The following is a 24,172-nucleotide window of genomic DNA, read 5'->3' as shown; positions in this document are numbered from 1 at the left end:
ATTTTCACCTCTATAATCCTGCTTTTTTTGCCTGATCCCAAAATTCATCTAGCTCGGCTAATGTAAATTCCGAAAATGATTTTCCGCTTGATTCTACTTGTTCTTCAATAAATTGGAATCTTCTTTTAAATTTCTGATTTGTTCTTTCAAGGGCTTCTTCCGGATAAATGGATAATAAGCGCCCAACATTAACCATAGCAAAAAGAAGATCTCCAAACTCTGAAATCTGCTTCTGTTTATCCTTTTTCGTTATTTCCGCCTGAAATTCCTTCATTTCCTCCAGAACTTTTTTCCATGCTTCTTCCGCCTGATCCCAATCAAATCCAAGCTTGGACGCGCACTTTTGATATTCAAACGCACGAATTAGTGCAGGCAATCCCTTTCCTACCTTATCCAATACAGATTTTTTCGCTTCATGCCCTTTTTCTTGTCCTTTTATTTCACTCCAATTTTTCAATACATCTTCCACATTATTTGCGACTACCTCACCGAAAACATGCGGGTGTCTCCGAATCATTTTATCAGAAATGCCTTCTATTACATCTTCAATGGAAAACATACCTTCGTCTTCCCCAATTTGTGCATGCAGCATAACTTGAAGAAGAACGTCTCCAAGCTCTTCAATAATATGGTCTATATCATCTTCATCTATTGCCTCTAATAATTCATATGCCTCTTCTAATAAATATTTTTTCAAGGTAAGATGTGTTTGTTCCTTATCCCACGGACACCCATTCGGGCCTCTCAAGTCAGCAATGATAGACCGTAATGCAGTAAACTCTTTTAGGGATGTTTCCTTCATTGGAGCAACATAAACACTTGTCAGATTATTGATTTCAACTTGGCGATCCAGTTCATAAAGTGGGATGGTTTTAACCCTTTCCTCCTTTGAGCCTGCTGCTGTTACTATAGAAATCAAATAATCATCTGGATATTTTTCCATTAACGTTAATTTCACATTAGAGGCACTGAATGCATCATATACCTGTCCAATAATGAGATGTTGATTTGTCCGGATATCATCTCTATGTAGATCTGTTCCATCTAAAAGTTGAAATCCCTCAATCGGATCTGCCTTTACAGCTGCAAATAAAGGGTCAATAAAGCTTTGCCCCCCAGCTATGACAATATCAATATTTTCCGCTTTCCCTCTTTCCAGTAATAATTGAACGGTCCTTTCTGCAACCAGCGGATGCCCCGGTACTGCATAAGTAATATCCTCATTACGTGCGGCAGCTAGCAAGTGTTTTGTAATTTCCTCATACACCATCTCAAATTGGTCATTTTGTTCATATACATCATCAAAGCTGGTAAAATGGATCCCTTCTTCTTCCAATTCCCTTACTACAGGGTGTTCTTTCGTTCTTAAAAAAAGCACTTTAGCGCTTTTGACTATTTTATATATTCCTAAAGGAAGCTGATTAATGTCACCCGCTCCCAATCCAATTACCGTTATTTGATTACTCATTCGATCTTATCTCTCCTTATTTGTAAAAATTCGAAAAAGCTTGTCGCCAAATGGAAGAAATGGTACATCCTCTTTCGTAAAAAGTTTGAAGCACGTAATGGAAATGAGATATGCTGCTCCACCAACGATCACTCCTGATAATGCGAGAAAAACACTTGAAGTTCGACTTAAAGAAATGTAATTTTCCCAGCATGTAACCCAAATTTGCAGAACTGCCGTCATGATCAGCGCTGAAACTAGCACCTTTATATAAAATAAAAATGGTAAACGTCCTAATTTTAGTTTATTAAGCTCCTTCATAAAAAGACAGGATATGATTCCAAGAGATAGGACAGTTGCTAATGAAGCACCCAAAGTTCCTAATTTGGGAACGAACATTTGATTAGCAAAAAACTTTAATATAACACCGATTATCATATACACGGCTGGAATATAAACACGCCCGATACCTTGTAAAATTCCAGTTACCGTTAATATGATGGAACTAAAAAGAATGGATATAGAAAATACGGCTAATACTAGGGAGCCATAATCGTTTTTAAAAAGCATGATATTGGTTGGCTGAATAATATTGATTAATCCAACGGTGGAACCTATTCCGACAATAAAGCTAATTTTTATGGCGATACTTACCTTTTCCTTTAAAATAGATAAATCCCCGTTTTTATATGCTCCAGAAATTACCGGCACTAATGTTAAGGAAAGGGATGTCGCAACAATCGTTCCTAATTGTAATAATGGCTGCCCACGGTCATATATCCCTTTTAACGTCTTGGCATCACCAAAGGATACGCCTGACTTTGTTAATAGGGCATAAATATTTAAGGAATCAACTAATTGAAATAAAACAAGTAGCATTCCACTTATACAAATCGCCAAGCCTTGCAGTAAGAAGGTTTTTCCTAATTTGACTTGTGTGTTCCCAACTCGCAGTGGATGCTTATTTTTATATCGAAACAGGAGCAAGACTAGTAATAATAAAGATACCACTCCACCCGCTATCGACCCAATTAGTGCTCCTTCACCTGCAACATAAAGGGAATATCCTCTTCTTACTAAAAAAAAGGTCAGAAGTAAAATAGACGTTACCCTAATAAATTGTTCCGTTACTTGTGATACTGCAGTAGGAAGCATATTTCCTCTCCCCTGAAAAAAGCCTCTTATAACAGAGATAAACGGCACTAGCAAAAAGGAAAAAGCAATGATTTTTATTAAAGAACTTAATTTTGGATCACCCATTAAATCTGCAAAAAATGATGCACCTATGAAAAAAAGCAAAAATAAAATAATTCCCAGGAAACTTAACAATATGAAAATGGACCGCATCATTTGCTTAACGCTAATATTATTTGAAGCTTCACCTTCGGCAACAAATTTTGAAATAATCACAGGAAACCCATAGGTTGCTAATGCAATCGCGACTCCATAAATTGGATATATTTGTTGATATATGTAAAAACCTACATCTCCTACTATATTTTGAAATGGAACTCGATAAACAGCACTTAGAATTTTTGTGATTGCTGCTGCAATAGTTAAAATAAAAGCTCCTTTAAATAATTTCTTAGAATCCTCTTGAGGCAAATTCTTCTACCTTCCTATACTAAAATATGTCGTATTATAGCATATCATATGGAAGGGGAAAAATAACAAGAGTTGTTTTCGGATCGCTTTTCGTCATTTGTGATGGCTTTTTCTTAAACTTTATTGCTTTTGTAAAAGAAAAATCTTATAAACTTCTTCATCCACTTAAGAATAGGTACCCTTTTTCCAAAAAAAGAAGAAGCAGGATATCTTTACCTGCTTCCAACATTTTGCAGAGTTTTATTGCTCCATTTGTCTTGCTAGGAATCCTGCAGCAGTCTCTGTTGCTTTTTGTTCCACTTCACCCATTGTGCGTTCTTTCGAGAAAATAACTACCGCACCAATCGGATCGCCATTTGCAACAATTGGAGAAATAGTGTAGGACGAAAGCTCTTCTTCGTAACCATCTACGAGTGATGCTTGTCCCTTATTGGTAACAAGTACAGGGTTACGATCCTCCATGGCCTTTTCAATAACTTCCCCAATATTTTTATTTAAGTAGTCCTTTTTGGATCCACCTGCCACTGCAATCACAGCATCTCTGTCACAAATTAAAACTTGGCTAGTTAAGCTGTCATACAATGCCTCTGCATATTCCTTCGCAAAATCGCTTAACTCACTGATTGGAGAATATTTTTTTAATATGACTTCTCCATCCCGATCAACAAAAATCTCCAAAGGATCCCCTTCACGAATACGTAACGTTCTGCGAATTTCTTTTGGAATTACAACTCTTCCTAAATCATCAATACGACGAACTATTCCAGTTGCTTTCATCTTATGTTGCCTCACTTTCATCAGATGATTTTAATCGGCATTTTACTGCCTGATTTGTAAATGAATGAATCTTTTACCAACGTTGTCATTAGTATCTTTCATCTAGGAAGTTCTATACATATGAGTTATTTTTTCTTACAATGTATCTTTACCTCCATAAAATAGAAAATAAACCATCAAGTTGGATAAAAAAGGGAAAACACCACAACTTATAGGCTGTGATGTTCTCCAAACATTGTTATCCGACATGTTCTGTTTGCTTACTTGCATATTTCAATTCTTTTACAATATCCATAATAATGGAAAGCCATTTTTCTTCTGGGATTCCTTTGATATTCAAAGTAATTTTTAATTTATTTCCGTCCATTCCAAAGCCTACCGCACGGCCAAATCTATTACAAACCTCTACAACCCTTGGTCCATCTATATTCTGTGTTCCTTTTTCCGAAACAAGGACGGATATTGTCTGTTTGGCTTGCTTAACTGAATCTAGACTAGCCTCTATTGCAAATACCTTCATTTCAGAAATCATAAACAAATATTCGACCTGAACAGGATACTCTCCATAACGATCGATCATTTCTTCTTTTAATTCCTCTAATTCGTCTAACGATTCAATAGCTCTAAATCGTTTATACATTTCAATTTTTTGATGACCGTCTGCAATATACGTATCTGGAATATAAGCATCTATTTCTAAATCAATCTCAAAAGGTACTTTCTTGTCTTGATCCTCCGTACCCCTTCTTTCTTCAATCGCTTCTTTTAACATTTGTGAATATAAATCAAAGCCAACGGAGTCAATAAATCCATGTTGTTGAGCGCCGAGGATATTCCCTGCCCCTCTTATCGATAAATCACGCATGGCAATTTTGAAACCAGAACCGAGTTCCGTAAACTCCTTGATTGCTTGAAGTCTCTTTTCCGAAACCTCCGTTAGCACTTTATCTTTACGATAGGTGAAATAAGCATATGCAACACGATTAGATCGTCCAACACGTCCGCGCAGCTGGTATAATTGGGACAATCCCATACGGTCAGCATCATACACAATTAATGTATTAACATTTGGAATATCTACACCAGTTTCGATAATAGTAGTTGTAACAAGAACATCATATTCTCCTTCTAAAAAGCTTAAAATAACAGATTCCAGTTCACTCTCTGTCATTTGGCCATGTGCATAGGTTACACGGGCATCCGGGACAAGGGTTGATATTTCCTCTGCTTTTCTTTCAATATCCTCTACACGGTTATATAAGAAATAAACCTGACCATTTCTGGCTAATTCCCTCTCAATTGCCTCTCGCACAAGATGCCCATTATATTCCATGACATACGTTTGAACAGGGAAACGATTTTCAGGCGGAGTCTCAATAACGGATAAATCCCTAACCCCTAGCATGGACATATGTAATGTCCTAGGGATCGGAGTTGCAGTCAACGTTAAAACATCCACATTTGTTTTCATTTGTTTAATTTTTTCTTTATGTGTAACTCCAAATCTTTGTTCTTCGTCAATAATTAACAAGCCAAGATTATGAAACTGTACATCCTTCGATAAAATGCGATGGGTACCAACAACAATGTCTACTGTTCCATTTTTCAAGCCTTTGGTGGTTTCTGTTTGTTGTTTTTTTGTTCTAAATCGACTCAATAACCCTACGGAGACGGGATAATCCTGAAAACGTTCCTTCATCGTCTCATAATGCTGTTGAGCCAATATAGTCGTTGGAACAAGAAAGGCTACCTGTTTTCCATCCATAATGGCTTTGAATGCAGCCCGAATAGCAACCTCTGTTTTTCCGTAGCCAACATCTCCGCACAATAAACGATCCATCGGACGTTCTCTTTCCATATCGCGTTTGATTTCCAGAATAGAACGCAGTTGATCCTCTGTCTCTTGATATGGGAAGGCTGCTTCAAACTCTCTTTGCATATCACCATCAGGCGAAAAGGCATATCCCTTCGCTGCTTCTCGTTCTGCGTACAGTTTAATTAAATCATCTGCAATGTCTTGAACAGAGGATTGGACCTTTTTCTTAACCTTCTTCCACTCCGTACCACCCAATTTATATACTTTAGGCTCTTTCCCTTCGGAACCTACATATTTTTGTACAAGATCAATTTGTTCGACAGGAACATAAAGCTTATCGGTCCCTTGATATTTAATATGTAAATAATCTTTATGGACCCCATTAATGACAAGCGTCTCAATTCCTAAATATTTTCCAATACCATGATTGACGTGAACAACATAGTCACCTATTTTTAATTCTGAATAGCTTTTAATTCTCTCCGCATTTGATAGCTTTTGTTTCCGAGGAGCTTTTTTTGTCTTTTTATTGAAAAGCTCTTCTTCAGTAATCACTGCAAGCCTCTGCATCGCAAGCTCAAATCCGGTGTTAAGGTTTCCTTGAATAACTTGAACATGGCCCGGTAATAGCTTGTTAGAATCTTCTACTACTGCCGCTTCGATCTCATAATCCTCTAACACACTATGTAACTTTGAAATGCGTCCTTCATCTGTTGCTAGAAAGACGACGGTAAAGTTCCCCTTCCTCCAGCGCTCCATTTCAGTCTTTAACACATGCATTTGACCATGAAAGTTTTGCATTTGCTTACAAGTTATATTCACAATGTTTTGCGGATTTGTATTCGGAATATGTCGTAAAAACAAGGATAAGTATAGTCTTGGCAAGTTTGCTTGAATTAATAGCTTTGTTAAATTGTGGGATACTTCCAATCCGTGCACAATTTGACCTTCCTCTAAAAGGGAAGTAAACCATTCCGCCTCCTCATTCTCTAAGCGGTCATTCATTTCCTGAATACGACTATATTCATCTAGTATGACAAGTCCTTTTCCATCTAAATAATCTAGTAAACTTGCAGGTTTCATGTATGCTAATGAGAGAAATTTAAAGAATTGTTCAGGTTTTTGTGCATTTTTTAAGGTTTCAATTGCATATCCAATATTTTGTGTTAAAAGCTCCTTTGAATTTGCACTTTTCACCTTTTTGAGAGTTTTAGAGAGCTCCTTTTCCAGTCGGTCTGCCATTATTACTAATGTATCCGAGTCAATAGGCGTTTCTGTTGCAGGTCCAATTAAAATATCATTCCTTTTCTCAATAGACCGCTGATCTTCTACAGAAAAAGTCCTTATCGAATCCACTTCGGTATCAAATAATTCAATACGAATTGGGTTTTGCTCTGTTAAAGGATAGATATCTAAAATACCCCCGCGTAAGCTAAAATCCCCCGGGGCACCAACCATATCATTCCTATCATATCCCATTGCAATAAGAGATTCTAAAATAGATTCAAGGTCTATATCCTTTCCAACTTCAAAAGCTAGCTGATACTTTTTCCAAAGGTCTACTGAAGGCAGAACTTTCCGCAATCCTGCCATAGGAACAATAATAATCCCCTTTTTCTTCGATACAAGAAAATTTAGAGTTTCGATGCGCTGGGCCATTAATTCTGGGCTTGCTATTCCTATTTCTGCAGCAATGAGTTCATTTGCGGCATATAAATATACGAGATCTTCATCGACTAATTGTGATAAATCATCATATAATTTCTGAGCTTGCAAAAGATTATATGTCACAATTACAATGGATTGATTCGACTTTTCAAAGATAGATGAAATAAAGACGGTCCTGGAGGATCCGGACAAACCCGCTACCAGTTGTTCCTTTAAATTCCCTTCAATACCAGTAATGACCGATTGAACTTCATCCTGTTGCAAAATAATTTGCTTTAATCCCTTCAATCAATAGCCCTCCTTTCTTAAATAACTATTATGGACTATATGAAACAATTACTTTTTTTATAAAGAATGTTTTGATATAAGTGCAGAAGCATCTTTTTACAAAACTCGATATTAATTTAGATTTACTATACTATTAAAAACAACATAGTTTATGCCAGGAACCCTATAAAAACAAGAAACAGAAAAATGCTTTGGATTCTCTTCCAAAGCGGACTAGTGAATCAAATAATCATATGCATGTAATTCAGGATTACTTGTAAGTGCTTCTTGGCAATCCTCACAAATCGATTTTATATGAATGTTACCATTTGATTCATAGGAAATCATGTCTTGGCGTTCCTCATTTGTTAATGTATTTAAACCAAGATGGTCTGCATGGATGGACAAATTATCTAAGATCCCCATGTTGGTTCCACAATGACGGCAAAAATAATGTATCGCCATTCTTTTGCCTCCTTATCATAGCTTTTTTAATAGTATGAACCGGTTGATAAGGAGTTATTCGTGCGAAATTAATTATTGCTGTTTTCTCATTAATTATTGCTTTACGTCATCTGTAATAAATCCTAATCAGGCTTGGCTTTGGGGCATCTTTTCTTATAAGTTTTAATTCCAACCAAAATAAAGTTGTAACTGCGTGCTTTCGTATACAAAAGCAACAGGTTAAAATCAGCTATTGGATTTTATACAAAGTTTAAGAAAAGAGCCTTAATTAAATTGATTCATTACTTCTATAAATGGTTTTTCCAGCCATTGTTCACATGCATCTGCTGATTTTTCAATAGCTATTTGAAGGGTCGGCCATTCCTCTTTTTTAAATTTACTTAACACATAATCCGGAACGGACATTCCATTTTCTGGACGACTTATTCCAATACGTATACGATTAAAGGTTTGAGTGCCAACATGTGCAATAGTAGACTTAATTCCGTTATGGCCTCCGGCACTTCCTTTTTGACGTAAGCGGATTTTTCCAGCAGGAAGATCAAGATCATCGTAGATAACCAATAAATCTTCAAGATCAATATCGTAATAATCCATTATCGGTCTAATACATTCTCCCGATAAGTTCATATAAGTTAACGGTTTTAATAGCATAAATTTTTGACCATTTTTATGGATGATGGTATACAGTCCATTAAATTTCGATTGATTTAAGGTGGCACCATACCGATTAGATAATTCATCAATTACCTCAAAGCCAATATTATGCTTTGTTTTATCAAATTGTGACCCGGGATTACCTAAGCCTACGATTAATTTCATTATTTACACCTCAAATTAAATATAACATAAAAAGGACCCTTGCCTTTTTACGTTTAGATTTCATATTTAATATTATACATGGGGATATTTTTTGGAACAAATTTGAAAAGCGAAAGCACCAGTAACACTGGCGTACATGATTTCGTAGTCTTTATCCGAGATAAAGGAAACCATGCTGACGTAGTTCAGGAGCTTGTAAAGTTGGCACTGTAATTAGACAGAGAAACAGGTTCGAAAAGTAAAAGGATTATCCCCACTTATGAAGATAATCCCTTTATGAATGCTATTCGCCTTCCGTTTCCGTTGTTTCTCTTCCTTCAAGGTTTTCCGGCATACCGGATTCCTGCTGTTCTCCAGTACTAATTTCCTCTTCTTGTCTTGGTGGCAAGATGGAGGCGATGGTTTCCTCATCTTCATGATTAATACTAAATGGATAATTACCTCTTATATCAGCAACGGTAATCGTTTCTCCAACTTGAAGGTTGGCCACATCCACTCTTATTGCATCAGGTATATCATTGGGCTTAGCGGTTACCGAAAGTTCGTGAACAGGTTGCTGCAGAACACCGCCATCCTTAACACCAGCACTTTCTCCCACTATTTCAATCCGGACATTTGCTTCTATTTCAGCAGATAAATCGACTGCCAGAAAATCAATATGAACAATGTTTTTCTTTAAGGAATCTTCCTGATACTCGTTTAAAATAACATTTTGCTTCTGTCCCTCGAGATTTAACGATATAACTCCATTTCTTCCTGCTTCTCTAATAGTCTTTGTAAATTCAGCCTCATTAACATAAATAGGTGTATTCTCTATCTTATAGCCATACACAACAGCAGGAATATTACCATTATTTCGAAGCTGCTGAAGCTCTGAATGTTGTTTATTATTTCTTTTTTTTGCTTCCAATACCGCGACCATCCTCTATTCCTCCTATTCTTATGTAAAGAAATCTCCTTATATAAATTCCCTAAATAAATGAAATCTAAACATAGAAATGCAAAAAGCACCTGCCCATCGACGTACTTCCCCTCAAGCTCGACGCAACATTTAGGAAATGCAGCAAGGCAGTTCACGAGCCGGTGAATTTGGCACTTTAACCCTTTAAAAATCGAGTAGGAGGGGGTGACTAACCCCCGACCTCTCACACCACCGTACGTACCGTTCGGTATACGGCGGTTCACTTAAGTATGACGCAAATGGTTGTATCTATCTAACAGACTTTTAAGCTTTTGATTTCTCCAAAACTTTAGATTTAGTGTTGTGTGTAAGATAGGACTATTCGAAATGCGCCAATATTTCTTACGAGAATTTCCCCATTCATGGGCCTTCTCTCTTGGAACGCCAAGGGATATGAGCCTTTTAATTTTTGTTTTGGGTAGTTTCCATTGTTTCCAAAGGCACATTCGGAGTCTTCTTCGAATATGTTCATCCAGTTGTTTAAAGGGAGTTGGCGTGTCTGCCAGCGCAAAATATCCGCACCAACCAACAAGGTATTCATTTAGTTTCTCAATACGCAATTCCAATGGAATGGGTTTTGACCTTGATGTTAGTTCTTTTATTCTACTTTTAGCTCTCTTTATACTTTCTTTTGCGATACGGATTTTTGGATTACGGTTTGATGTGAAGCTGAATCCAAGAAACTTTCGTTTCCACGGTCTGTCCACCGCACTTTTCTCTTCATTTACTTTTAGTTTAAGCTTCTTTTCAATGAAAGTAGTGATAGAACTCTTGACACGTAAACCTGCCTTCTTGGTTTTTACGTAAATATTACAATCATCTGCGTAGCGGACAAATTTGTGTCCTCTTTCCTCTAGTTCCTTATCTAATTCATCTAACATGATATTGGAAAGTAGTGGACTTAATGGTCCACCCTGAGGAACACCTTCTTCGCTGATAGTTTCCACACCGTTTATCATAATCCCCGACTCTAAGTATTTTCTAATTAACTTTAGAATCGTCTTATCCTTGACTCTTTTTGCTAGGAGTCCCATAAGCATATCGTGATTTACCTTGTCGAAGAACTTTTCTAAGTCCATATCTATTACCCATCTGTAGCCCTCTTCTATATATTGCCTTGCTTCCCTAACGGCATCATGTGCCCTTCTTCTGGGTCTAAACCCATAGCTATGTTCGGAAAAGGTTGGGTCATAGATTGGGGTTAATATTTGGGCAATCGCTTGTTGGACAAAACGGTCTGTCACGGTAGGAATACCTAATAAACGAACGCCGCCATTTGGTTTCGGGATTTCGACTCGTCTGACTGGCATAGGCTCATAGGTTCCGTCCTTTATTGAATTTCGGATTTCTTGCCAATTTTGTAGAATATGCGCTCGTAGGGATTTTACAGGCATTTCATCTACTCCATGGCTACCCTTATTCTTTTCGACACGTTTCAATGCCGAAAGTAGATTGTCCCGTGACAGTATTCGTTCCATCATTTCGATACATCCTTTCACGTGAATATACGTGCTATTTGTGCCATTGTTTATTCCACCCTCTTAAAGTCCCCTGTGGAATTCACCACTTCCTCCTTTAAGTAAGTCCAATTGGATTGTCTGTATCATCATAAACAATGAACGCCTAGTGTATATTCTCCTTAAATGTTCAGTCCTTCCCTAACCATCTTAAGCTAGTCAGGTACTATGACCTCTGCTGACTTCTGGCTGTTCAATTACCCTTCACAAAGTAAGTTACCGAGTGTGCTCGGCATTTCAGCCAGACCTCCCCAGGTAAGAGTACAGTCTTTCTCCCCATCTATCTGCTTCATTTACTCTGTATCATCTTTGGCAGAAAGGACTTCGTTTTGTTTGGCAAACTCATCCAATGATACCTAGCCTTATATGAAGTTCGTGTCCCTCAGACCGGAGATTTGCCGCCCGCTTCCTTCAGATTCTGCGTCACCACAGACACCCTTGCGTTTAGCTACTGCTACTTCTGCCTTCACAGTTCGGGACTTTCACCCTATAGACTGCACCCATGCTGGGCGCACCAAGAAGAGAGCCCGCATTTTTTGCAGGCTCTCTAATATTATATTAATCAAATAATGTACTTACAGATTGATTTTCATGAACGCGAATAATCGCTTCACCAAGTAGAGGTGCAACCGATAATTCGACTACTTTATCAATCTTCTTTTCTTCTGGAAGGGTGATGGAATTTGTCACCACTAATTCTTTAATTTTTGAATTTTCAATTCTTTCTATAGCAGGTCCAGATAATACCGGATGTGTACAGCTTGCATACACTTCTTTGGCGCCATTTTCAATTAAAGCATTTGCTGCTAGTGTAATGGTTCCCGCTGTATCAATAATATCGTCGATTAAAATAGCAATTTTTCCTTCAATATTCCCTACGATATTCATTACTTCTGCAACATTTGGACGCGGACGTCGCTTATCAATTATAGCAATCGGTGCTTTTAAACGATCTGCCATTTTACGGGCACGTGTAACACCGCCGTGATCTGGAGAAACAATGACAATCTCATCGTTGAATTTTTTACTCTTGAAATAGTCAGCTAAAATCGGAACACCCATTAAATGATCAATTGGAATGTCGAAGAAGCCTTGAATTTGCGGAGCATGTAAATCTAAAGTAATTACCCTTGTAGCACCAGCTGTTTCAATTAAATTTGCAACTAATTTCGCCGTAATTGGTTCCCGTGCACGAGCTTTTCGATCCTGACGGGCATATCCGTAATAAGGCATTACAATATTAATCGTCTTAGCTGATGCACGTTTAAGAGCATCGATCATAATTAGAAGTTCCATCAATCTTTCGTTAACAGGTGAGCTAGTTGCCTGCACAACATATACATCACACCCGCGAATACTTTCTTCAATGTTAATTTGAATCTCACCATCACTAAAACGGGTTACGGAACATTTACCAAGTTCCACACCGACTACTTGTGCAATTTCTTCCGCCAACTGGACATTTGAGTTTAATGTAAAAATCTTAAGATTTGGGTCAAGATATTGGTTAGACATGATGGACCTCCAATTATTGATTGTGTTTTAGTTTGCTTACATAATTTTCTTTATTTACTTGTCTTGCACGCGCAATAGATAAGCTTTCAGCCGGAATATCATCTGTTATGGTGGAACCTGCTGCAATATAGGCATTTTTCCCAATTGTTACAGGTGCTACCAAGTTCGAATTACAGCCAACAAATACACCATCTTCAATTTTTGTCAAAAATTTATTTTTGCCGTCGTAATTTACAGTGATAGATCCACAGCCAATGTTTACATCGGCACCGACTTCAGCATCCCCAATATAGCTTAAATGAGAGGCTTTGCTTCCTTTACCGAATTTGGCCTTTTTAATCTCCACAAAATTACCTATTTTTACATTTTCCTCTATTAAAGATTCCGGACGAATATGTGCGAATGGACCAATGTTAACATGAGACCCAATTGAACTTTGTTGAGCCACTGATTGTTTAATATTTGAACCATTTCCAACTTCGCAATCCTTAATCTCTGAATTCGGTCCTATAATACAGTCCTCACCAATAACCGTTTTTCCGGAAAGAATACTCCCAGGCTGTATAATAGTATCCGCGCCAATTACCACATCCGATTCAATATATGTGTTATCAGGATCAATAATGGTAACACCATTACGCATATGAGTTTCATTGATTCTTCTTCTCATTATCCGCTCCGCACTGGCTAATGCAATACGATCATTTACTCCTAATGTTTCATCCATATCATCGGTTTGGTAAGCAGATACTATTTCACCTTGTGATTTTAAGATTTCAATCACGTCCGGTAAATAATATTCATTTTGAGCATTATCGTTTTTTACTTGTTTTAATGCTTCAAAAAGTTTTTGATTGTCAAAGCAAAATACGCCCGTATTTATTTCTTTCACTTTCCGCTCTTCATCGGATGCATCCTTATGCTCAACAATTTTCTCTACATATCCTGCATCATTTCTTATGATGCGTCCATAACCGTCTGGTTTTTCTGTATATGCTGTTAAAATGGTAGCCTTTGCATTTTGCTCCTCATGATGCTTTAATAAAGCCTCAATCGTTTCCGCTTTGATAAGCGGAGTATCTCCACAAACTACAACAGTTGTTCCATTTTCTTTAGATAAATCTTGTTCCGCTTGCATAACAGCATGGGCAGTACCCAATTGTTCTTCTTGAAGGGCATAAAGTGTTTTACCATCTAGCTTTGACTTTACCAAATCTGCTCCATGTCCAATAATGGTGACCATTTTATTAACATTTAGCTTTGATATTTGGTCAACAACATGTTCCACCATTGGTTTTCCGCAGACAGGGTGAAGTACCTTATAAAGCTTCGATTTCATTCTCGTCCCTTGTCCTGCCGCTAAAATAACAGCAAATCGATTTGTCATATTTGGTCCCCCAATAAACCTATTTATCCATAAAAAATATATCTTAAAAAGGAGCGTATTTCAAGGAATCTTCGTGAAGTACATATTATTGTTAAAAAATGAGGAAAGTGGAATCTCAAGATTTGATATTTGAGAATAGAGGCTAGACTTGAGGAAAGGATTGCCGATACCATAATTTTTTCTATTTAATTCTAACAAAAATATATAATAGGCAGAAAAAGAGCCTTACTATTTATTAAGTAGGCTCTAGTTGCTTTATTTCAATTTAAGAAGCACCTGCTTCTTCGAATTCAACTTCCTCTAACTCACCCAATCTATTGTACTCCGTTAATACAGCTTCTTGAATTTTACTGCGCGTATTGGAGTTAATTGGATGTGCAATATCACGAAATTCTCCATCTGGAGTACGTTTGCTTGGCATTGCTACAAACAAACCGTTATTTCCATCAATGACACGGATATCATGAACAACAAATTCATTGTCCAGAGTAATAGAGGCAATCGCTCTCATTCTTCCTTCCGTATTAACCCGGCGCAATCTAACGTCTGTTACTTCCATCCTGTTCACCACCTTTTTCCCTAGATAGAATCTAGTTAATGTATTCAACAGATTTTAGAAAACTCCTTCTTTAATTGTATAATTTTTTAAAAAATTTCATGAGTTCCAGTTTTGTAAAAAAACTAATAGCTTATTGTCCAACATACTAGGACAATATGGACAACAAACTTATAATTTATACGAAAGTTTTCCTTAAAAGTTTCAAAAAGATAGAAAAGCGTAAGCGCAGCAGCTCTTAGCTTACAGATATCGGAATCTCCGACGGAAGATTTAAGAAACACGGCGAGGTAGTTCATGAGTCAATGCCCGCTTATCGTTGGGTGAAAACGTAGAAATCCGTTCGGCGATAGACAAAGATCAAACTTGTGAAATAATTTATGTGATACAAACCTTTTAAATTGTTTATACCAAAAAAAAACAAACCGAATACGGTTTGTTTTCCTGGAATTTATTTAACTAGTGCTACTACTTCGATCTCTATTAAAGCATCTTTCGGCAATCTAGCAACCTCTACACATGAACGTGCAGGCTTATGTACGGAAAAATACTCTCCATATATTTCATTTATGGCCGCGAAATCATCCATATTTTTAATAAAAACGGTTGCTTTTACAACTGTTTCTAAAGAAGCTCCTGCTTCTTTTAATACTGCTTGAAGATTGCGAAATACTTGATGTGTTTGTTCTTTAATATCACTCGATATCATTACACCTTCAGTAGTTAACGGAATTTGTCCAGAGCTAAAAAATAGATTATTAACAACAATTCCTTGTGAATATGGACCTATAGCCGCTGGTGCTTCATTGGTAGCAATTACCTTCATTCTATTTCCCCCTCAAAAATAGTTTACTTTAAAGTTCCTGAAGTATTGTTTTCGTATACAGATACAATAAAGTATAAGAAAAGAACTTTAAGTAAAATAATTTCCCTCAACAACTTTAATTCTTTTCTCTTTCATGTCTACATCCATAAGCTTTACTAGAGAAACATAGTCGTCCACTAATCTTTCCTGTGCATCCTCGGATTCAACCAAAACAGCAATTCCTGCAACGAAAGCCTTGAACTCTTCTAAGAGATTCATCATCCCCGTAATCGTTCCTCCTGCTTTCATAAAATCATCTACGATTAATACTTTTGCACCTTCATTCAAGCTTCTCTTGGAAAGAACCATCGTTTGGATACGTTTTGTAGATCCTGAAACATAGTTAATGCTGACTGTAGACCCTTCCGTTACCTTACTATCCCCTCTGACAATAACGAACGGTACATTTAAGTGCTCTGAAATCGCATGGGCAATTGGAATTCCCTTTGTTGCTACCGTCATAATAACATCAATGTCGGTATCAGCAAAAGCGGAAGCTAGCAGTTTTCCTACTTTGTTCATAATTTGCGGCGTCCCTAACAAATCAGTCAAATACAGATAGCCTCCAGGAAGCAGGCGGTCAGCGCTGGCAATAAGTTCACAAAGCTCGCCAATAAATTCCTTTGCTTCTTTTGTACTCGCTTTTGAAATATATTTTACCCCGCCGGCAGCACCCGGTACAGTTTGAAGGGTCCCGATTCCTTGCTTTTCAAACGTTTCTTTGATAATGGCAAGATCTTCGCTTATAGAAGATTTGGCAGAGCCATATCTTTCCGAAAAGAATGTCAATGAAACAAGTTCCTTCGGCCGTTCTAATAAATAATGCGTCATATCGATTAGGCGCTCACTACGACGAAACTTCATATAACAAGCCTCCGTTAAAATCCGAATAATATAGGTTAAATATAGCACCAATATACGGAATTTGTCTATAACTGTTAATGATTAATTATTTAGGCTGCTTTCGTATAAATTATTATTTTTCATAAGCTGGGATTAAACCTAATCTAAACTTAGTTTAGGACAGCTTTACTTATTTCCCTTTTTTCATTGAAATTTGGAAATAAAAAAGATATTTAAATATAGAAAAGCGAAAAGAGTCATTATTAAGAAGGAAAACGCTCGCCTAACAACCTTACCGCAAACACTTGATCACAAAATCCACGTAGCCCATTATAAATTCTTTGAAGCCGTGAATCGTATTGTACAAGACCAAATACAGTTGGTCCGCTCCCGCTCATTAGCACAGTATCCGCTCCAAACCTCTCCATTTGTTCTTTGATTTGATATACCTCTGGATGGAGCTTCAAAGTTACGCTTTCTAGTACATTTCCAGTCTCCCTGCATACACCTTCATAATTCTTTTGCTGGATGGCATGAATCATTGCCGCTGTATTAGGATGTTTAACGCTGGATAGATCCAAATTATTATACACATCTGCTGTCGATACACCTATAGAAGGCTTGGCCAAAATGACCCAGCAATTTGGCGGTGCAGGCAATTCCAATATCTTTTCTCCACGGCCTTTTGCCAATGCGGTTCCTCCATACACACAAAAAGACACATCCGACCCAATCTCTGCACCTATTTCAGCAAGCTGATCTATCGATAATCCAAGATTCCAAAGCTGATTTAATCCTCTTAATGTTGCAGCAGCATCACTGCTTCCACCTGCAAGCCCCGCTGCAACAGGAATCATTTTATCAATAGCAATCGAAACGCCTTGTTTGATTTGAAATTTTTCCTTCAAAAGCTTTGCCGCCTGATAGGCTAAATTGCGCTGATCATCTGGTACGAAACGGCTTTGTGAAATAATAAATATCTCACTATCTGTTCTCTCTGAAAGTTCGATACGATCTGATAAATCAATGGTAGTCATTACCATTTCAACTTCATGATAACCATCTTCACGTTTTTTTAAGACATCTAATGATAAATTTATCTTGGCCGGAGCTTTTACTAAAAGCTTCACTATATACACCTACTTTAAATCCTGCTTAACAAACATTTTCCGATTTCAATTAAACAAAAGCTTATTTGTCCTATTTTAACATAAATAGATATGTACATGACAATCTCCACAAATACTGTATTTTATCATGATTAAACAAAAGTCGAAAGTATTATTTTTTTATTGTATAATCGTTATCCTTATTTGTGGACAAAATAGCGTTCTCTTAATCAATTTGGGGGATATGCATCGATAATTTCAACAATTAAAGTAGTCAGCCAGACTGTATTTTTCTCACACAAAAAGACCGAGTTAAACTCGGTCAGACGGTATGTTCTAGTTATTCGCTTTGTGAGCTTCATTTGTATTCATTATATTTGATTCTTATTAGCTAGTTGTTGTTGTGCAATTTCAATGGCTTTTTTCACCATATTACCTGCATCCCTTGCCTTAATGCCGCCCCATCCTTCTTGTTGGACAACATCATAAAAGCCCAACTCCTTGGCCAACTCTTGCTTCATCTCATCAGACATAATGCCTCTTCTTCTGCCCATTACGATTTCCCCCTTTAACATACCGCATTATTAGTATATACTTGGGGGCCGCAAATATTTTGGATGAAATTTACAACATTATTATTTCAGAAAAAAGCCTTATTTATCATTTTTCTACTTTCCAATGAAGAATTAGTTTTCAAAGGAAGGAATAATGTTGAAATTTGTCTATTATTATATGCAGCTCTAATTAATTCCCATTAAAAAGACCTTATCTAGAAGAACGCTCAAAGACAAAATAAAAAGCAGTAAACATAATGTCTACTGCTAGCTATTTTATATTTCTTGATGTTTTTCAAAGAAGGTAAGTTGTACTGTTTCAGTAAGTACATCTGCATAGCTATAGGAAACACGCTCAAAAGCATTTTCCTCTTGATCTAATTCGATGACAAAAACTGATGGATAAGTTTCTGCCAAAACACCAGAACGTTCAATCGTTTTTCTTCGACCGCCATTAGCTTTTAACATTAATCGTTTACCCAGATTAGAATCAAGGGATTTTTTAATGTCAGTTAATGTTTTTGGCATTTTGCTCCACCTCACTATGTATTAGTGTAACACAGCTTCAAAAAAAGGTCAAACATAAATTATTTATTTTATCAATGAAACAAAGTCAATGTCAATATTTTTTCATCAACAAAATGATTGTTTTTTTTACATTTACTAGTATTTCCAACTTAAAGTTTATTATGTAAAAATAATAATTAATAAGAAAAGCGCAAGTACTTTAGCTCAATCCTGGGGACTTCAACACAAGATTTAGGAAACACAGTGAAGGACAGTTGGTGTTAAACATGGGGAGAAAATGTAGAGATTTGCTAGCAAATAATTGAATGGTAATAAACCTATACTTACTTATTCCTTCAAAAAAAAACAAAAGCTCTAATGATTTCATTAGCGGCTTTTGTTTTAGTCTTCAATTGGTTTGTATGGCATCCCCGTCCGCAGTACTCCTTTTGTTTCTACTCCACCAATCCCCTTTTCACCTGTCAAGGTATTACGTAAAACATCCCATACATTAATTTGTTCCATGAATGGTGTATAACAAATTTTGGCTACGATATAAACCGGGTCTAGCGCATGAATATTTACTCTTAACGGAGAACTTGCAAAATTCGCACCGGCATAAATGAGTGATTCAAAGTGCGATTGGCATGCACCCGCAAAAATAACTAATTGATCCAAGTGGGGAACCTTTCTTCTAGCCTCACTTACTGTTTTAACAAAGTATTTAGAATGACGATAAGCATTAATATCCGATTTCTTCCCTTTTGCTTTAGAGTAGGCATCGTGCCCTGTAATAACAAGAATATCCGGACGGTATTGATCAATTAAATGAGATATTTGATTTGGCATTTCCTTCTCATTGCAATGTACACCGTAAACCGTTAGTCCTATCTTTTCATATAAATCTAAACATTTTTGCAAATAGGAGGGGTCTCCATCAATATGAAGAACACGTCCGGGAATTTGAAAGAAATTAAAATCGTGATTATAGCTATTTGTTACTCGGTATTCTTGCCTCTGTCTTAGTAACTCCATTTCCTGCTGAAATAATTTAAAGGATTGAGCTTCAAGGTTTCGATATTCCCGAGATATTTTTGAACGTTCATCCGAATTGATTGAAATTAAATCGTCCACGGGAGCATCTGCAATTAATCGAAAGTCTTCTCCATAAAGAATAGCCGTTTTCTTACCATTGATTTCTTTTATATCAATTACTTTAAAAAGAAGATCACATTCATAAGACAGACGCCCAACAATTGAATTTACCTGAACATTCACCATTTTCAACTCCACTGGTCAGATTACTCATTGATACTTCTTTTATAGGCTATGCGAAGACGAAAAAGGTGTGATAAGAAAAACGAAAGCGCCGCAAGTCTAGCGTAAGGATGAGTGAAATTCGAAGTGTAATTAACTTTTCAAAATTTCACCTTCGTAGTCTTCGACGCAAGATTCAGGAAACACGGCGAAGACGTAGAAGTCCGCTAGCCTATAGACGCAGGAGCTAGACAATAATTATACTTGTCAAATAGTTATTTATTTAAGTTAGGAAGGGTTCTCAGTAAAACATCGCTTAATGCAGCAAATTCCTGAATAGACAGTGTTTCTCCTCGTCTGGAAGGATCAATGTTTGCCTTTTCAAGAGAGGATAAAATCAAGTCTTTATTTTCCTTTCCGTTTGGTAATGCACTTGTTAGGTTATTTAAAATGGTTTTTCTTCGCTGTGCAAAGGAAGCACGAGTAATTTGAAAGAAAAATGCTTCGTCTTCCACCTCTACAATTGGCTTTTCTCGCTTCATTAAACGGATAACTGCCGAATCAACATTAGGCTGCGGGTTAAATACCGTCTTCGGAACAATCATAACGGTTTCTGCCTTTGTATAATACTGAATAGCAATCGATAATGATCCATATTCTTTCGTTCCGGGATTTGCAGAGACACGGTCTGCCACTTCCTTCTGTAGCATGACAACGATTCCCTTAAGAGGCAGCTGCTCCGTCAATAATTTTAATAATATTGGAGTAGTAACATAATACGGAAGGTTTGCAACTACCATAATATCTTTGATTCCGCTGAATTCCTTTTCTATAACATCTTGTACATTTGCTTTTAAAATATCTTGATGAATAATTTGTATATTATCGTATGGTGATAAAGTGTCTTCTAAGATTGGCAAAAGGCGCTGATCAATTTCAAACGCAACCACCTTTTTACTTGATCTTGCTAAATGCTCGGTTAACGCACCAATACCAGGGCCAATTTCAATAACGCCTGTTTCCTTTGTTAAATCTGCAAACTCAGTTATTTTTCTTAATATATTGGTGTCTACAAGAAAATTTTGTCCTAAGCTCTTTTTAAAAGAAAAACCATACTTATGTAGAATTTCTTTCGTTCTTAATGGAGTAGCAATATCCTTATGCATCCTCTTCCTCCTGCAATACTATTGTTAAAGCATCTGCAAACGCCTCTTTTGTGATTTGGAACATCATCAGCCGCTTATGCAGTTGCTTGCCGTTCGTATAACCAATTTTCAAAAGTTCACCCAAGCGTTCTCTTCTTCTTTTGGACTTTTGTCCTCCTATTAGCCCTGCAGTAAGCAAGTCCTCCTGAGTAATCCATTCCACCATTTCTGTTTCCATTGTATGTGCTTCCATCAGTGCTTCTCTTATTGCTTCCGGGCTTGCATATTCAACACCAATTCCCCTGCCTGAAGAAGGCTTTGCATCCTGTTTTTTCAGAAACGCATGCTTACAGTCAGGGATTTTACTTGCAATGGTTTTTCTGATTTTTTCTCCTGGAAAATCGGGATCCGTGAAAATAATAACGCCTCTTTTTTCTTGAGCCAATCGAATTTTTTCTATTGTTTCCTCAGAAATAGCAGAGCCATTTGTCTCAATCGTATCAGCATCAATCGCCCGTCTAATGGCCGTTGTATCATCACGGCCTTCTACCACAATAATTTCTTTAATCTTCATTTTTCCTCCAAAATAATGAAACATTTTTGAAACAATTTCGTCTAATTATATAAAAGCAGTTTCGTATAGATTGTTGCTTTTTGTAAGCGATCGTAAATCCTAATATTGTCTTAGTTTCGGGACATCTTTTCTTAAAAAGACTATTCATTCTTATCCTTAAGAATAATTAATCAGTTATCGTCTACAAAAGCAACAAAGTTTTAGCAAAGAGCCTTAATAAATATACTTTTCATATTATATAACATGTTTTCAATAAAAGAAAAAACAGAGGGCAATCCCTCTGTTTGCATTACTTCAGTATGCGAATTTTCACATAGCGTCTGCCCCATCGATAAGCATCGGATGTACTTGAAAAGTATACGTCAATCATGTTTCCTCTAATGGCACCGCCGGTATCACCAGCGATTGCATATCCATAACCTTCTACATAAACCTTTGAACCAAGTGGAATAACTCGCGGATCCACTGCTATCAGCTTTATACCTGGATTTACATTTAGATTAATACCTGTTGCAGTGCGGCTGGAGCAGCCGTTGCAATTTGCCGTATATGCAGTAGAGTTTACATATAGCTCCCGTGCTGTATCCATGTTTCCTCTTGATACTTGATTCGTAAGGCTTTTGGAACCAACCGCAACAACTTTTGATTTACTATCTTTTAAGATATTTTTTCTAACAAGACTTCTGCTTACTTCTTTACCATTTTCTTTTATTACTTCGTACAATTTTTGAACAAGACCGTTTTGACCATGCTGGATAACCTTCTTTTCTCCCATTGATAGATTAGAATCCTTTTGGGTTACTACAGCGTATTCAAGTGGTTCTTCCACTACATCGGTGACCTTTTTAACTCGAATCACTTTTATTACATCATTTGGCTTTACTTTTTGATTTGCCTCGGGATTTGTGCGATCCAATTCTTCTAGTACAATACCCTGCTGCTTTAAAAAGTCACCGACAGTAGTCGAAGTAGACCATACCTTTTTCTTCTTTCCTCCGTTATTAAGAGTAACTGGGAAAGCCTTCTTTATGACAATATTCATATCTTTATAGATTTTAGTGTCTTTATTAGGTTCAACTTGATCATATTGATGAAGACCGAAATCCCCTTCCTTTACAAATTCCTGAATCGTACCGGCAGTGGTCCAGACCTCTTCTTTCTTCCCATCCACTGTCACCGTTACCTTTTTAGCAGGCATCCACTCAACCGTTAATTGATCCTTTACTTTGGTTTCAACAGGTAAAGATAGATAGTCATGATTGTGTAGGTTTATATTCATGTCTGCTAGTATTTCCCCTACTGTATCGGCATGTGTCTTAATTACCTTTCGTTTCCCATCAATCGTCATAGCCACTGTTTTTTTAGTTGTTTCGAAAGTAATAAAACAAATGGCAGCTGCAAAGACTAGGAAACTAGCAATAAAAATAGTCCACCTTTTCTTACTCATAGTCCTGGATAACAGGTTTTTCATGTTATTCACTAGCATGAAAATAACTCGCCTCCTTCTCATTGGTGAGATTACATAGACTATTACGCCGCTGTTCGCCCTTCGATGTTTTACGTAAATTAGTTTCTATTATGCAAAACTATATTATTTTTTGAAAGGGAGACTTATCGACATGAATATCCTATGTAGGAGGAGAGACATGTAGAACCATTAAGAATTTTAAAATATCTGGACAAGCTCCCTTATCATTCGACACATTTTACTATCAATTTATGCCGAATAATCTTTTGGCATTTTGATAAGTATGTGCAACCACTTCTTCGTAGGTTATCTCTTTTATTTCGGCAATTTGTTCTGCAACTAGCTTTACATAAGCGGGTTCATTTCTTTTTCCTCTGTATGGATGCGGGGCTAAATAAGGACAATCTGTTTCAATTAATAAATGGTTTAATGGAATTTCTTTTGCAACTTCCTTTGGTTTTTTTGCATTTTTAAATGTAACAGGTCCTCCTAGTGAAATAAAAAAGTTCATGTTTATGCATTCCTTAGCGGTATCAACGCTTCCACTAAAACAATGCATAATCCCCCCTACTTCACTTGCCTTCTCTTCTTTTAAAATTTCTACTATGTCTTGGGTAGCTTCACGATTATGTATAATGATTGGAAGGTTTACCTTTTTAGCTAAACGGATTTGTTTACGGAAAACTTCCTTCTGAATATCCTTTGGTGATTTGTCCCAGTGGTAATCTAATCCCATTTCACCTAATGCAACTACCTTTGGATGAGAAGATAATTCTTCAATCCATTGCAAATCATTTTCCGTCATATCAATTGCATCAACTGGATGCCAACCAATACTTGCGTATAAAAAATCATACTCTTCGATCAAGGCCATTGCCTTTGTTATGGTCGGCCGGTCAAAACCGACTACAACCATTTTTTCAACACCAGTATTTAAAGCATTTTGTATAACTTCCTTTAAGTCTTGATCATATTGTTCATCGTTCAGATGAACATGTGTATCAAATAACATCTTGATTCTCCTTATCCATCTATAGTTTAATATAA

21 protein-coding genes are annotated in these 24,172 nt (G+C 36.8%); all 21 read right to left on the bottom strand.

What is annotated here, in order from left to right; translation table 11 throughout:
* Positions 1-10 precede the first annotated feature (10 nt).
* The 21 genes from mazG to NSQ59_RS00240 all read right to left on the bottom strand — a co-directional run bounded on the left by mazG (position 11) and on the right by NSQ59_RS00240 (position 24,137).
* Entirely contained in the window at positions 11-1,468 is a 1,458-nt protein-coding gene (gene mazG, locus NSQ59_RS00340; protein WP_055741687.1) for a nucleoside triphosphate pyrophosphohydrolase, read from the bottom strand.
* Positions 1,469-1,474: 6 nt separating this feature from the next.
* Entirely contained in the window at positions 1,475-3,052 is a 1,578-nt protein-coding gene (locus NSQ59_RS00335; RefSeq protein ID WP_235950800.1) for a putative polysaccharide biosynthesis protein, read from the bottom strand.
* A gap of 240 nt (positions 3,053-3,292) precedes the next feature.
* Positions 3,293-3,829, bottom strand: coding sequence for a stage V sporulation protein T (gene spoVT, locus NSQ59_RS00330; protein ID WP_055741686.1), 537 nt, complete (start codon positions 3,827-3,829; stop codon positions 3,293-3,295).
* A gap of 238 nt (positions 3,830-4,067) precedes the next feature.
* Entirely contained in the window at positions 4,068-7,601 is a 3,534-nt protein-coding gene (gene mfd, locus NSQ59_RS00325; protein ID WP_055741685.1) for a transcription-repair coupling factor, read from the bottom strand.
* Positions 7,602-7,814: 213 nt separating this feature from the next.
* Positions 7,815-8,045 (bottom strand): anti-sigma-F factor Fin family protein, encoded by a 231-nt coding sequence (locus tag NSQ59_RS00320; RefSeq protein ID WP_055741684.1) that lies wholly within the window; start codon positions 8,043-8,045, stop codon positions 7,815-7,817.
* A 264-nt stretch (positions 8,046-8,309) separates the two neighbouring features.
* Complete coding sequence (gene pth, locus NSQ59_RS00315; RefSeq protein WP_055741683.1) at positions 8,310-8,867, bottom strand: aminoacyl-tRNA hydrolase; 558 nt, start codon at positions 8,865-8,867, stop codon at positions 8,310-8,312.
* 283 nt (positions 8,868-9,150) lie between these two features.
* Positions 9,151-9,789: a 50S ribosomal protein L25/general stress protein Ctc gene (locus tag NSQ59_RS00310; RefSeq protein ID WP_055741682.1), complete on the bottom strand. Its 639-nt coding sequence runs from the start codon at positions 9,787-9,789 to the stop codon at positions 9,151-9,153.
* Between the two features lie 263 nt (positions 9,790-10,052).
* Complete coding sequence (gene ltrA / locus NSQ59_RS00305) at positions 10,053-11,309, bottom strand: group II intron reverse transcriptase/maturase (RefSeq protein WP_340828527.1); 1,257 nt, start codon at positions 11,307-11,309, stop codon at positions 10,053-10,055.
* Between the two features lie 594 nt (positions 11,310-11,903).
* Positions 11,904-12,860 carry a ribose-phosphate diphosphokinase gene (locus NSQ59_RS00300; RefSeq protein ID WP_055741681.1) on the bottom strand — a complete coding sequence of 319 codons (957 nt, stop codon included), beginning with the start codon at positions 12,858-12,860 and terminating at the stop codon, positions 11,904-11,906.
* A gap of 13 nt (positions 12,861-12,873) precedes the next feature.
* A complete protein-coding gene (glmU, locus tag NSQ59_RS00295; RefSeq protein ID WP_126648488.1) occupies positions 12,874-14,247 on the bottom strand; it encodes a bifunctional UDP-N-acetylglucosamine diphosphorylase/glucosamine-1-phosphate N-acetyltransferase GlmU in 1,374 nt (457 codons plus the stop codon).
* A gap of 265 nt (positions 14,248-14,512) precedes the next feature.
* Positions 14,513-14,806 (bottom strand): septation regulator SpoVG, encoded by a 294-nt coding sequence (gene spoVG / locus NSQ59_RS00290; RefSeq protein ID WP_055741679.1) that lies wholly within the window; start codon positions 14,804-14,806, stop codon positions 14,513-14,515.
* A gap of 448 nt (positions 14,807-15,254) precedes the next feature.
* Positions 15,255-15,629, bottom strand: a complete 375-nt coding sequence (locus tag NSQ59_RS00285; RefSeq protein ID WP_340828524.1) for a RidA family protein — start codon at positions 15,627-15,629, stop codon at positions 15,255-15,257.
* 87 nt (positions 15,630-15,716) lie between these two features.
* Entirely contained in the window at positions 15,717-16,532 is an 816-nt protein-coding gene (purR, locus tag NSQ59_RS00280) for a pur operon repressor (protein ID WP_055741676.1), read from the bottom strand.
* A gap of 242 nt (positions 16,533-16,774) precedes the next feature.
* Positions 16,775-17,641, bottom strand: a complete 867-nt coding sequence (gene ispE, locus NSQ59_RS00275) for a 4-(cytidine 5'-diphospho)-2-C-methyl-D-erythritol kinase (RefSeq protein WP_055741675.1) — start codon at positions 17,639-17,641, stop codon at positions 16,775-16,777.
* Between the two features lie 350 nt (positions 17,642-17,991).
* Complete coding sequence (locus tag NSQ59_RS00270; protein WP_055741674.1) at positions 17,992-18,174, bottom strand: small, acid-soluble spore protein, alpha/beta type; 183 nt, start codon at positions 18,172-18,174, stop codon at positions 17,992-17,994.
* 276 nt (positions 18,175-18,450) lie between these two features.
* Positions 18,451-18,702: a biofilm formation stimulator Veg gene (veg, locus tag NSQ59_RS00265; protein ID WP_055741673.1), complete on the bottom strand. Its 252-nt coding sequence runs from the start codon at positions 18,700-18,702 to the stop codon at positions 18,451-18,453.
* Positions 18,703-19,083: 381 nt separating this feature from the next.
* Positions 19,084-19,962, bottom strand: coding sequence for a sporulation peptidase YabG (gene yabG / locus NSQ59_RS00260; protein WP_055741672.1), 879 nt, complete (start codon positions 19,960-19,962; stop codon positions 19,084-19,086).
* A gap of 251 nt (positions 19,963-20,213) precedes the next feature.
* On the bottom strand, positions 20,214-21,104 hold the full coding sequence (gene rsmA, locus NSQ59_RS00255) for a 16S rRNA (adenine(1518)-N(6)/adenine(1519)-N(6))-dimethyltransferase RsmA (RefSeq protein WP_340828522.1): 891 nt from the start codon (positions 21,102-21,104) through the stop codon (positions 20,214-20,216).
* Complete coding sequence (gene rnmV, locus NSQ59_RS00250; protein ID WP_055741670.1) at positions 21,097-21,657, bottom strand: ribonuclease M5; 561 nt, start codon at positions 21,655-21,657, stop codon at positions 21,097-21,099. Before rnmV ends, rsmA begins: the two co-directional genes overlap by 8 nt.
* Before the next feature lie 289 nt (positions 21,658-21,946).
* Positions 21,947-23,143 carry a ubiquitin-like domain-containing protein gene (locus tag NSQ59_RS00245; RefSeq protein ID WP_340828521.1) on the bottom strand — a complete coding sequence of 399 codons (1,197 nt, stop codon included), beginning with the start codon at positions 23,141-23,143 and terminating at the stop codon, positions 21,947-21,949.
* A gap of 226 nt (positions 23,144-23,369) precedes the next feature.
* Positions 23,370-24,137 carry a TatD family hydrolase gene (locus NSQ59_RS00240; RefSeq protein ID WP_340828520.1) on the bottom strand — a complete coding sequence of 256 codons (768 nt, stop codon included), beginning with the start codon at positions 24,135-24,137 and terminating at the stop codon, positions 23,370-23,372.
* Positions 24,138-24,172 lie beyond the last annotated feature (35 nt).

Origin of the sequence: Margalitia sp. FSL K6-0131 (genome assembly GCF_038008735.1) — a bacterium.
GTDB classification, from domain to species: domain Bacteria; phylum Bacillota; class Bacilli; order Bacillales; family Bacillaceae_C; genus Margalitia; species Margalitia shackletonii.
Note: the sequence above shows the minus strand (reverse complement) of the source record. Positions and strands in the feature narration are given on the sequence as shown.

Bases quoted from the DNA above. Each gene is read 5' to 3' on its own strand.
- spoVT (WP_055741686.1), bottom strand. From the start codon at position 3,829: ATGAAAGCAACTGGAATAGTTCGTCGTATTGATGATTTAGGAAGAGTT.
- ltrA (WP_340828527.1), bottom strand. From the start codon at position 11,309: ATGATGGAACGAATACTGTCACGGGACAATCTACTTTCGGCATTGAAA.
- purR (WP_055741676.1), bottom strand. From the start codon at position 16,532: ATGAAGTTTCGTCGTAGTGAGCGCCTAATCGATATGACGCATTATTTA.
- mazG (WP_055741687.1), bottom strand. From the start codon at position 1,468: ATGAGTAATCAAATAACGGTAATTGGATTGGGAGCGGGTGACATTAAT.
- NSQ59_RS00245 (WP_340828521.1), bottom strand. From the start codon at position 23,143: ATGCTAGTGAATAACATGAAAAACCTGTTATCCAGGACTATGAGTAAG.
- rnmV (WP_055741670.1), bottom strand. From the start codon at position 21,657: ATGAAGATTAAAGAAATTATTGTGGTAGAAGGCCGTGATGATACAACG.
- pth (WP_055741683.1), bottom strand. From the start codon at position 8,867: ATGAAATTAATCGTAGGCTTAGGTAATCCCGGGTCACAATTTGATAAA.
- NSQ59_RS00270 (WP_055741674.1), bottom strand. From the start codon at position 18,174: ATGGGCAGAAGAAGAGGCATTATGTCTGATGAGATGAAGCAAGAGTTG.
- NSQ59_RS00240 (WP_340828520.1), bottom strand. From the start codon at position 24,137: ATGTTATTTGATACACATGTTCATCTGAACGATGAACAATATGATCAA.
- rsmA (WP_340828522.1), bottom strand. From the start codon at position 21,104: ATGCATAAGGATATTGCTACTCCATTAAGAACGAAAGAAATTCTACAT.
- NSQ59_RS00320 (WP_055741684.1), bottom strand. From the start codon at position 8,045: ATGGCGATACATTATTTTTGCCGTCATTGTGGAACCAACATGGGGATC.
- NSQ59_RS00285 (WP_340828524.1), bottom strand. From the start codon at position 15,629: ATGAAGGTAATTGCTACCAATGAAGCACCAGCGGCTATAGGTCCATAT.
- yabG (WP_055741672.1), bottom strand. From the start codon at position 19,962: ATGGTGAATGTTCAGGTAAATTCAATTGTTGGGCGTCTGTCTTATGAA.
- veg (WP_055741673.1), bottom strand. From the start codon at position 18,702: ATGCCAAAAACATTAACTGACATTAAAAAATCCCTTGATTCTAATCTG.
- spoVG (WP_055741679.1), bottom strand. From the start codon at position 14,806: ATGGAAGTAACAGACGTTAGATTGCGCCGGGTTAATACGGAAGGAAGA.
- NSQ59_RS00310 (WP_055741682.1), bottom strand. From the start codon at position 9,789: ATGGTCGCGGTATTGGAAGCAAAAAAAAGAAATAATAAACAACATTCA.
- NSQ59_RS00300 (WP_055741681.1), bottom strand. From the start codon at position 12,860: ATGTCTAACCAATATCTTGACCCAAATCTTAAGATTTTTACATTAAAC.
- glmU (WP_126648488.1), bottom strand. From the start codon at position 14,247: ATGACAAATCGATTTGCTGTTATTTTAGCGGCAGGACAAGGGACGAGA.